Origin of the sequence: Mycobacterium lehmannii, assembly GCF_002245535.1 — a bacterium.
In the GTDB taxonomy this organism is placed as follows: domain Bacteria; phylum Actinomycetota; class Actinomycetes; order Mycobacteriales; family Mycobacteriaceae; genus Mycobacterium; species Mycobacterium lehmannii.
In genome coordinates, this window is sequence record NZ_NKCN01000028.1 from 53,851 (window position 1) to 62,365 (window position 8,515).

The following is an 8,515-nucleotide window of genomic DNA, read 5'->3' on the forward strand; positions in this document are numbered from 1 at the left end:
ACACCTCGAGATCCAAGGTGTCAGCGTGTGCGGAGATCGCTTGGGATACCACATCTTCGACGACGCGGGACGGGACCCGTGATCGGCAGCGTTCACCGAAGGCGTCTTCCGAAGTAAGTGCTCTGCTAGTTCCGATGCCACCGCCTCAACTGCCTGTTGGCATGTGCACGCATCTGCGTCTCGCGACAAGTTAGCTTCGAGCCGAGCTCGCCGCTGCGATCCCGCCGCTCGCGGGGGTGGGTGCCCCTAGAAAGGCCGTCCGCCCGCCTCGAAAAGCCGTCCTACCGGGCTTCTTGCCGTGCCCCCAGTCGGACTCGAACCGACACTGGGCGGAGTTCAAGTCCCCGTTAGTGCGATTCATCGATGAACTATCAAACGACATTGGCAATTTAGGGTCTTAACTGCGCATTTTATGCGTGGCCGTTGATTGGCTTGGGGTCGAATGAAGACGTGTGCATACAAGCTGTTTACAGATTCGCCTGTGATCATTCACCGTCACCCTTCATCGGGTACGCATGGATGAGAGCAGTGGAGAGCTTGGGCACTGCATGAGTCAGGGTGTGTTCTGCATTGTGCGCAATCCGGTGGGCGTCCACCAGGGTGGTCGAGGGGTCGATGTCGAGTTCTGCGTCGGCGTGCAAACGGTGCCCGACCCAGCGCATCTTCACGCTGCGCACCTGTCGAACGCCTGGCTGGGCCGCCAGTGCGGTTTCGGCGGCGTCAACTAGAACGGGATCAACACCGTCCATCAGTCGTCGAAAGACATCACGTACTGCGGTACGCAGTACTGCGAGAATGGCCGCTGTGATGAGCAAGCCGAAGATGGGATCGGCTAGCGGGTAGCCGAGCGCCACGCCACCAGCGCCCAGGAGCACAGCAAGCGAGGTAAACCCATCAGTACGGGCGTGCAGCCCGTCGGCGACGAGGGCCACCGATCCGATTCTGCGTCCGACTCGAATCCGGTACAAGGCAACGAGTTCATTACCAATGAATCCGACTAGGCCAGCGGCTGCGACCCAGCCCACGTTATGAATTACGACGGGATCAATCAGGCGTCGCACCGATTCAACTCCGGCGACAATCGCGGAGAAGGCGATCATGACGACGACAAAAAGCCCTGCAATGTCCTCGGCGCGACCGAAGCCGTATGTGTAGCGCCGGGTGGCTGCCTTTGTGCCGACCACGAAGGCGATCCAGAGCGGTATGGATGTCAAGGCGTCGGAGAAGTTGTGGATAGTGTCGGCAAGCAGCGCGACTGAACCCGAGAGCACGACGATCACCAACTGGGCGACCGCCGTTGCCGTGAGTGCGATGAGGCTTATCTTCACCGCACGTATCCCGGCGGCACTGGATTGCAACGCGTCGTCGATACTGTCGGAAGCGTCGTGACTGTGTGGCGCGAAAATCTCGCGCATCGCAGCGCCAAACTTGCCGAATCGACTCTTCGGGTGGTGATGATGCCGGTGATGGCCGTCATGGTGGTGGTGCGTGGTCGCCGCCTGTTCGTGGCTCATGCTCGTCGTCCGGTCGGTGAGACCCCATTGACCGACGCGGCGCTGACCTCGCGGTGGATGGCGGCGAGTTGAGCGGTGTCACGGTGGTGGCCGGGGACACCCGATCCGGCGTGCTCGGCGTTGAAGACAGCGTCGGTGACCAGCTGGGCGATGTGGTCGTTGTCCAGGCTGTAATAGATGGTCGTGCCTTCACGGCGCGTGCGCACCAGCCGTGCCATGCGGAGTTTGGCCAGGTGCTGCGATACAGACGATGCGGGCTTCTGCACATGGGTCGCCAGGTCATTGACCGACCGTTCCTGACCCACCAGGGCCCAAACGATCTGTACGCGGGTGGCGTCAGCCAGCATCCGGAAGACCTCTACCACTAGACCTACCTCATCATCGGGCAACCGACGACCGCATACTCGACTATCTGCATCCATACGCAGATAGTAGATCAGAAAATCGGGTCAGGGCCACCCAGGCCAGGTGCTCTTCCGCAGTCCGACAGGAACCTTTCCGGATGTACTGGCGTACGACCCGATCAGGCGCACGGTCTGGACAACGAACGAGACTGCGGGCACGGAGACAGTGATTGACGCCGATACCGGCGCAGTCCGGGCCACCGTTCCATTGGGCGGCGAGGTCGGAAACGTCGTATGCAACAGCCTTTTGGACCAGATGGTGGTCGCGGTGCAGGGCCGCAATGACCTCGCCGTCATTGACCCGCTTAGTTTCACTGTCGTGGAACGGATTCCCACACCTGGTTGCGATCACCCGCACGGCCAGGCGTTAGACGCTACCGACCAGACCATGTTCGTCGGCTGCGAATCCAACGCCACGACGGACACCGTGGACCTGACCAACCGAGCCGTGATTGGCCGCTAGGAAGTCGGCGAAACGCCAGATGTGTTGGCATACGACCCTGACCGTGGACGTATACGTCGCAACCGAAAGTGGCTGGGTCAGCGTTTTCAATCATGTCCGTGGGCATCTCGAAGCGCGGGGTCGGCCCATCTCGCAGACGGGCGCACACTCACCCGCCCTTAACCCGACTACCAACCACATCTACTTCCCGATACCCAAGGGACCGAGGGGTTCCTCGGTGCTATGGGAGTTCGAACCTACGAACTGAGCTTCTAGAGGTGCAAACGTGATGCGACGGTGGCGTCCAGCGACGCCCTCGGCGAGTACGCGGCGAGCCGTGGCACGGCCCACCCCAAAGCGTCGAAGCGATAGTGCTCGCCGACTCACCGCTTGCGTGCATACGCTGCGCCTTATCGAGGCAAAGAAATCGCTTCTACTCGGTGCCCCCAGTCGGACTCGAACCGACACTGTGCGGATTTTAAGTCCGCTCGCATCTCCGACTAGATATCTGCCGCCATCCTCAATCCTGGATATCCAGTTCGACCAACACCCGACGCAGTAGCTTTCCGGTGGCATTTCGGGGTAGCTCGTCGACGAAGACCACATCGCGCGGTACCTTGTGCCGCGCCAGGTTGTCTTTCACGTACTGCTTGATCTCTGCCGCGTCCTGGTCGGCGCCGAGCTCGGAAACGATGAAGGCGCGCAACCGCTTTCCAAACTCGGCATCATCGACCCCGACCACGGCAACCTCGGCGATATCGGGCCGCGCCTCGAGTAGGTTTTCCACTTCCTGCGGAAAGACGTTCTCGCCGCCGGACACGATCATGTCGTCGTCGCGACCGTCTACGAACAGCAATCCGTTTTCGTCGAAATGACCCATGTCGCCGCTGGACATGTAGCCGTCAATGATCTGTTTGTTGCGACCATCGGTGTATCCGGAGAACGGCGCACCGTTGCGGATGAAGATCCTGCCGCGACGGTTCGCGCCCTCAATCCGTCGATCGTTCTCGTCGTACAGCACCACCTCGCAGGTCACCGGAGCACGCCCCGCGGTACCGGGGGCGGCACGTAGCTCGGAAGGGGTGGCGACGCTGGCGATGGCACATTCGGTGGACCCGTACATGTTGTACAGAACATCCCCGAAGGTGTCCTGCACCCGGTTGGACAACTCGGGGCTCAGGGCCGACCCGGCGATGAGAATGACTTTCAGTGACGACGTGTCGTACTTGGCGATGACGTCGGGCGGAAGCTCGACCATCCGGTGCAGCATCGTCGGGACCGCAACCAGCATGTCGGCCTTGTGGTCGGCGATGAGCTTCAACGTGCCCTCCGCCTTGAACCGCCTGGTCGTCACGATCTTGTTCCCAAACGCAGCACCGACGGTGTAAGTGGCCCACCCGGTGCTGTGAAAGATGGGTGACACGATGACCATGGTCCCCCTGCGCGGGAACGGTATTCGGTCAACGATCTGCGCCGTCGCGAGCGGAGATACCGTCTCACGCGGCGCTCCCTTGGGCAGCCCGGTCGTGCCGCTGGTAAGGATCACGGAACCGCCGGCTTTGCTCGGCGGGGGCAGAGGCTCGGTGGAGTTCGACGCGATGATGTCGTCGAGAGTCTGCGCGCCGGCGGGCAGTTCTGCGCCGTCGTCCACCCACGTCAACACCCGCGGCAGGTCGGCGGGCAGCGCGTCGAGGAGACCAAGGAACTCGCTGTCGTGCAGGACCACGGTCACTTTCTCGCGCTCGCAGACCTCGGCGAACTGAGGTTTGGCGAAACCCGTGTTCATCAACACCATTCGGGCGCCCACCTTGCCGCAGGCGGCCATGGTGATGACCAGACCGCGGTGGTCGCGGCACAGCACACCGACGACCGAGCCCGCGGAGACACCGAGGCGCTGCAAGCCATGCGCCAATGCCCACGACTGGTCATCGACCTGGTTGTACGTCAACGTCCCGCGCTCGTCGACGACCGCAGGCAGGTCCGCATACTTGCGACCACCCTGAATCGCCATCGTGGCCTGCGGGCCGTAAGCGCGCGAGCTTGGCGGTCTGAACGCCCGAACCGAGGTCTTTGAGATCGATGATTCCCGTGTCGATGAGTCGTTTAGCAGCGCGCGCCGCCTCGGTGGCGTGCTGCACCTTCTGCCGAACGCCGGCCAGCACGTCAGCCATCAGGCCTCCCTCACCACGGAAATGTGCGTTGCACAGTAGCAGTCGGCTAGTCGTGTCGATCCTGAACCGACATCGCGGCACCGAACGTGGAACCGCTGATTTCAGTGCCCCGGACACTCGCCCCGCGCCAAAGGCCATGGACGGTGCGGAAGCAGATGCTGCGAACGCCTTGCGCGCAAGCACTGTTGCTCGGTATCGAGAGCTGGGTCGCGAGCTGCCTTCGCACAAGGCCGTCACCCGTACACGAGAACAGTCGGTGAGCCGTATAGAGGCAAGAACAAGAGGTCCGCGCACACGCTAAACTCGGCTACCTAGAAGGGGACGTAGCCTAATTGGCATCGGCGGGGCGCTTAAAACGCCCGACATTTGTGGGTTCGAGTCCCACCGTCCCCACTATAAAAAGGAATCTCACAGGTCGCGCAAACGCGCGATAGTGTCGATGTCCAAGATCCTCCACTGACGAAAGCGCAAGGATGTCATCGGTGAGAAAATCTCGTATCGGACGACGGCTGGCGATCCTCGGCGGATTTGCGATCGCGGCGGCGGCACCCGTCACTGCGGTCATTGTCACCGCCTCCCCCGGCCTGCCAAGTCAACTCGCGGCTTGCCCGGCCGGCGAGGACAGCGACCTCTACAGCGGGACGTGCGTGCCCTACCTGGTGCCCAACACCGCCTCACCGGTCAACAACGCCTGCCCGCCGGGAGTCAGCGGCGCCGAATGCACGGGCTCGACCGGCAATCTTGTGCCGCGACACGCGCCGCCTGGACCGTCGCCCGAGTTGCAGGAATTGGAAGACGTCGTCACCCCTGGCTACTAGAGCCGCGATCAGCCCGCGGCCCACTTCTTGGCACGGTCAAGCTGGCCCAGGCCGAACAGCGCGATCTCGCCGGGGACCATCCAGGCCAGCGCGTGCAGCGTGTGCCGGATCCACTCCTTATCGGTGACGACCGCGATTCGCTTGAAGGCCGAGTGATGCTGGAATAAGGCGCCCAGCCCCATTTTCAGATCCTCGACCAACCCTCCGGGTCCGAAGCCTTCGTAGTCGTCCGCGATCACCTCCACGATTCGGATTTCGTCGTCCTTCACCATGTCATCCATGACCGGTTTGAAGTCACGCATCTCGTCGCCGCTGATCCGCCCCGACACGCGGAAACCGGTCACCCCGGCGGGCATATCCGGCATTGTTTCGATCATCGAGTTCTCCTTTCGCGCACACGAGATCAGCTCTCGATATGGGGATTCTCGGACCACACCACTCGGCGCGATAGGGTCGAATGGCCTCAAAGTGGGACGGCCGGCCTGATTGGCGTCGGCTCATGTAGGCCACGACGTCAATGATCTCGCCGCTCACCGGCTCATCGCGTCATCAGCGACAGGATCGCGCGGTTGAGCTGTCGGCGCGGCCAGCCCAGCCGCCCGGCGGCGGCCAGTGCGGCATGTGCGGCGTTGCGGCCGCAGACACCGTGCACTCCCCCGCCCGGGGACGCGCCTGCGCTGCCGAGGAAGACGTTCTCGACCGGCGTCTCCGCGCCACCGAAGCCCGGGAATGGCCGGAAGATCAACTGCTGGAACAGTTGTGACGTTCCGCCGTTCACCGCACCGGCATGCAGATTCGCGTCGCTGGCCTCCAGGTCCGACGGCCGCTGAATCGTCTTGCCGACGATGTGGTCGCTGAACCCGGGCGCATGCTTCTCCAGGACCACGTCCACCGCCGCCGACAGCTGATCGGCGGAGGCGTCATCGGCGACGCCTCGCGGCAGATGCGTGTACGCCCAGGCGCTTTCGGTGCCTGCCGGTGACCGGCTCGGATCGGCGGTCGTCATCTGCCCGAACAGCAGGAACGGATGCAGCGGCACGGTGCCGGTGTTGAGGTCGGCCATCCACCGGATCAGGCCGTCGTGGTCGGCGCCGAGATGTACCGTTCCCGCATCGTTCAGACTCTGCGAACGCCATGGAATCGGCGCGTCGAGGGCGTAGTTGATCTTCAACACCGGAGTGTCCCAGACGAACCGGTCGATGCTCTGCAGCACGGATTCGGGGAGAGCGTCGGCCGGCAGCAGGTCGCGGTACAGCATCGGCGCCGAGGTATCGGCGATCACCGCCCGACGCACTCGGACGGTCTCGCCGCCGGAGGTGTGAACGGACACCGCGCGTCGGCCACGGACGTCGATCCGGTCCACCTGCTGTCCGCACTGGATGTGGGCTCCCGCAGACGTCGCCCGGTTCACCAGCGCTGCGGTCAGTTGGCCGGCGCCGCCGACCGGAACCGGAAAGCCGCCGTCCTGGGCCATCATGATCAGCATGTATCCCATGACGCCGCTGCCCGGTGCGTCGATGGGAACGTCGGCGTGCATTGCGTTGCCCAGCAACAGGAGTCGCGCGGCCTCGCCCTCGAACAGTTTCTCAGCCATCACGCCTGCGGGGAGAAGCAGCAGATGCGCCAACCGAAGCGCCTCGGCGGTGCCCAGCTCACGCAGTAGACCGACCGCTCCACGCACCGGCGGGAACGGCGCGAACAACGTCTCCACCAGCGGTTCCTTGATGCGCTGCCACTGGGTGAACAAGTCGCGCCAGCGTGCCCCGTCACCGGGTGTGCGACGGTCGAGATCCTCTGCGGTGCGGTCGAGGTCGCGCCAAATCAGCGCAGCGTCTTCGTCATCGGCGGAGCTCGCATGGCCGACGACCGCGGGTGAATGCGACCAAAGGAGGCCGTGCTCCTCGAGGTGCAGCGCTTGGAGAGCCGGGGACGTCACCGACAGCGGGTAGAACGCGCTGTACAGGTCGCTGACGTAGCCGGGGAACAGTTCGGCGCTCTTGACCGCGCCGCCGGGTTGTTCCTGTGCTTCCAGAACCAGCACGTCCCAGCCCTCGTCGGCCAGCATCGCTGCGGCGACCAAACCGTTGTGGCCTGCTCCGATCACCACAGCATCGGCGGAACCTCTCACGCTCACCTCGAGATGAGCCTGTTGGAGGCGGCCTTCACCGAGTCGGGCAGAAACCGGTTCATCAGGCCGAGCCCTTTCGAAAGTGGCGAGGAGGCAACGATTTTCTTCCTACCCTCCATCAATGCGTCGTATCCCTGCTTGGCGACCTTGTGGGCGTCGTCCTTCGGCATGCGCCCCACCAAGGTGTCGAGCATGCCGGCCCGCCGGAAGAAGTTGGTGTCGGTGGGGCCGGGCATCAGCGAGGTGACGACGACGTCGGTGTCGCGCAACTCGTCCTGCAGCGCTTCGGTGAACGACTGCACAAACGATTTGGAGGCGTTGTAGATGGTCTGATACGAGCCGGGCATCATCGCCACGATCGACGACGTGAACAGCAGCTTGCCCGAGTTGGCGCTGACCATGTCAGCGAGCACGAGTTTGGCCAGTTGCGTGGTTCCCCGGACGTTGAGGTCGATGATGTTGAAGTCTTCTTCGAGCCCGCGGTCGACGAATCGGCTGCCACCGCCGCCGGTGCCGGCATTGAGGGCGGCGGCGTCCAACCGGCGGCCGCCCTCGGTGGCGCTGGCGTACAGCCGATCGACGTCGTCCTCTTTGCGGAGATCGACCTGAACCGCGCGGACCTCTGTGCCGCTGGCGGCAAGTTTGTCCGCGCTAGCGTGGATGCCGTCATCGTCCGCGGCCACGATGAGGTCGTAGCCGTCGTCGGCGAACAATTTCGCCAACTCGAAACCGATACCGCTCGAAGCACCCGTCACAAGCGCGAGTGGTCGTCCTTGAGCCATGGTGCCGGGCTACCCGACGGAGCCTTCACCAAACGCGTGCTCCACACGCCGACGTCAGCCTGCGTCACGATCATCGCTGTGGTCATCACCGTCGTCGGGACACTCTCCGCTGTCTTCGGGGGCTCCCTGGTCGTCCTCGTCGTCTCCGTCGTCGGGGATGAGGTAGCGGTTGGGGTGGTGGTAGTTGTTGATGCGGGCTTGGCCGGTGTCGAGTTGGGGTGGAGGACGCCATGCGGTGCGCCCGTCTTTGCGTCTG

The 8,515-nt window shown here is 63.5% G+C and carries 7 protein-coding genes, 1 tRNA gene and 2 pseudogenes; 3 read left to right on the forward strand and 7 right to left on the reverse strand.

All coding sequences use genetic code 11. From position 1 onward, the window contains the following. Positions 1–485 precede the first annotated feature (485 nt). Positions 486–1,514, reverse strand: a complete 1,029-nt coding sequence (locus CEX87_RS23350) for a cation diffusion facilitator family transporter (RefSeq protein ID WP_094289303.1) — start codon at positions 1,512–1,514, stop codon at positions 486–488. After that, complete coding sequence (locus tag CEX87_RS23355; protein ID WP_094289305.1) at positions 1,511–1,936, reverse strand: ArsR/SmtB family transcription factor; 426 nt, start codon at positions 1,934–1,936, stop codon at positions 1,511–1,513. Before CEX87_RS23355 ends, CEX87_RS23350 begins: the two co-directional genes overlap by 4 nt. A 148-nt stretch (positions 1,937–2,084) precedes the next feature. Here CEX87_RS23355 and CEX87_RS23360 point away from each other — a divergent pair, with 148 nt between their 5' ends. Beyond that, complete coding sequence (locus tag CEX87_RS23360) at positions 2,085–2,381, forward strand: YncE family protein (protein WP_142301123.1); 297 nt, start codon at positions 2,085–2,087, stop codon at positions 2,379–2,381. Positions 2,382–2,880: 499 nt separating this feature from the next. Here CEX87_RS23360 and CEX87_RS23365 read toward each other — a convergent pair. Continuing rightward, positions 2,881–4,531 (reverse strand): annotated as a pseudogene (locus CEX87_RS23365) (acyl-CoA synthetase). 317 nt (positions 4,532–4,848) lie between these two features. Between CEX87_RS23365 and CEX87_RS23370 the strand changes: the two are divergent. Both CEX87_RS23370 and CEX87_RS23375 read left to right on the forward strand, forming a co-directional pair. Then, a tRNA-Leu gene (locus tag CEX87_RS23370) sits at positions 4,849–4,924 on the forward strand. 89 nt (positions 4,925–5,013) lie between these two features. After that, a complete protein-coding gene (locus tag CEX87_RS23375) occupies positions 5,014–5,349 on the forward strand; it encodes a hypothetical protein (RefSeq protein ID WP_164673972.1) in 336 nt (111 codons plus the stop codon). 8 nt (positions 5,350–5,357) lie between these two features. Here CEX87_RS23375 and CEX87_RS23380 read toward each other — a convergent pair whose 3' ends face one another. From CEX87_RS23380 to CEX87_RS27750, 4 genes and pseudogenes are all read right to left on the reverse strand, one after another. Then, complete coding sequence (locus CEX87_RS23380; RefSeq protein ID WP_064399118.1) at positions 5,358–5,726, reverse strand: SpoIIAA family protein; 369 nt, start codon at positions 5,724–5,726, stop codon at positions 5,358–5,360. A gap of 161 nt (positions 5,727–5,887) precedes the next feature. Continuing rightward, complete coding sequence (locus tag CEX87_RS23385) at positions 5,888–7,483, reverse strand: phytoene desaturase family protein (protein ID WP_094289309.1); 1,596 nt, start codon at positions 7,481–7,483, stop codon at positions 5,888–5,890. After that, entirely contained in the window at positions 7,480–8,259 is a 780-nt protein-coding gene (locus tag CEX87_RS23390) for an SDR family NAD(P)-dependent oxidoreductase (RefSeq protein WP_094289311.1), read from the reverse strand. Before CEX87_RS23390 ends, CEX87_RS23385 begins: the two co-directional genes overlap by 4 nt. 54 nt (positions 8,260–8,313) lie before the next feature. Continuing rightward, positions 8,314–8,515: pseudogene (locus CEX87_RS27750) on the reverse strand (HNH endonuclease signature motif containing protein); the annotation flags it as partial.

Coding starts and splice junctions, on each gene's coding strand:
- CEX87_RS23390 (WP_094289311.1), bottom strand. CDS start 8,259: ATGGCTCAAGGACGACCACTCGCGCTTGTGACGGGTGCTTCGAGCGGT.
- CEX87_RS23355 (WP_094289305.1), bottom strand. CDS start 1,936: ATGGATGCAGATAGTCGAGTATGCGGTCGTCGGTTGCCCGATGATGAG.
- CEX87_RS23380 (WP_064399118.1), bottom strand. CDS start 5,726: ATGATCGAAACAATGCCGGATATGCCCGCCGGGGTGACCGGTTTCCGC.
- CEX87_RS23350 (WP_094289303.1), bottom strand. CDS start 1,514: ATGAGCCACGAACAGGCGGCGACCACGCACCACCACCATGACGGCCAT.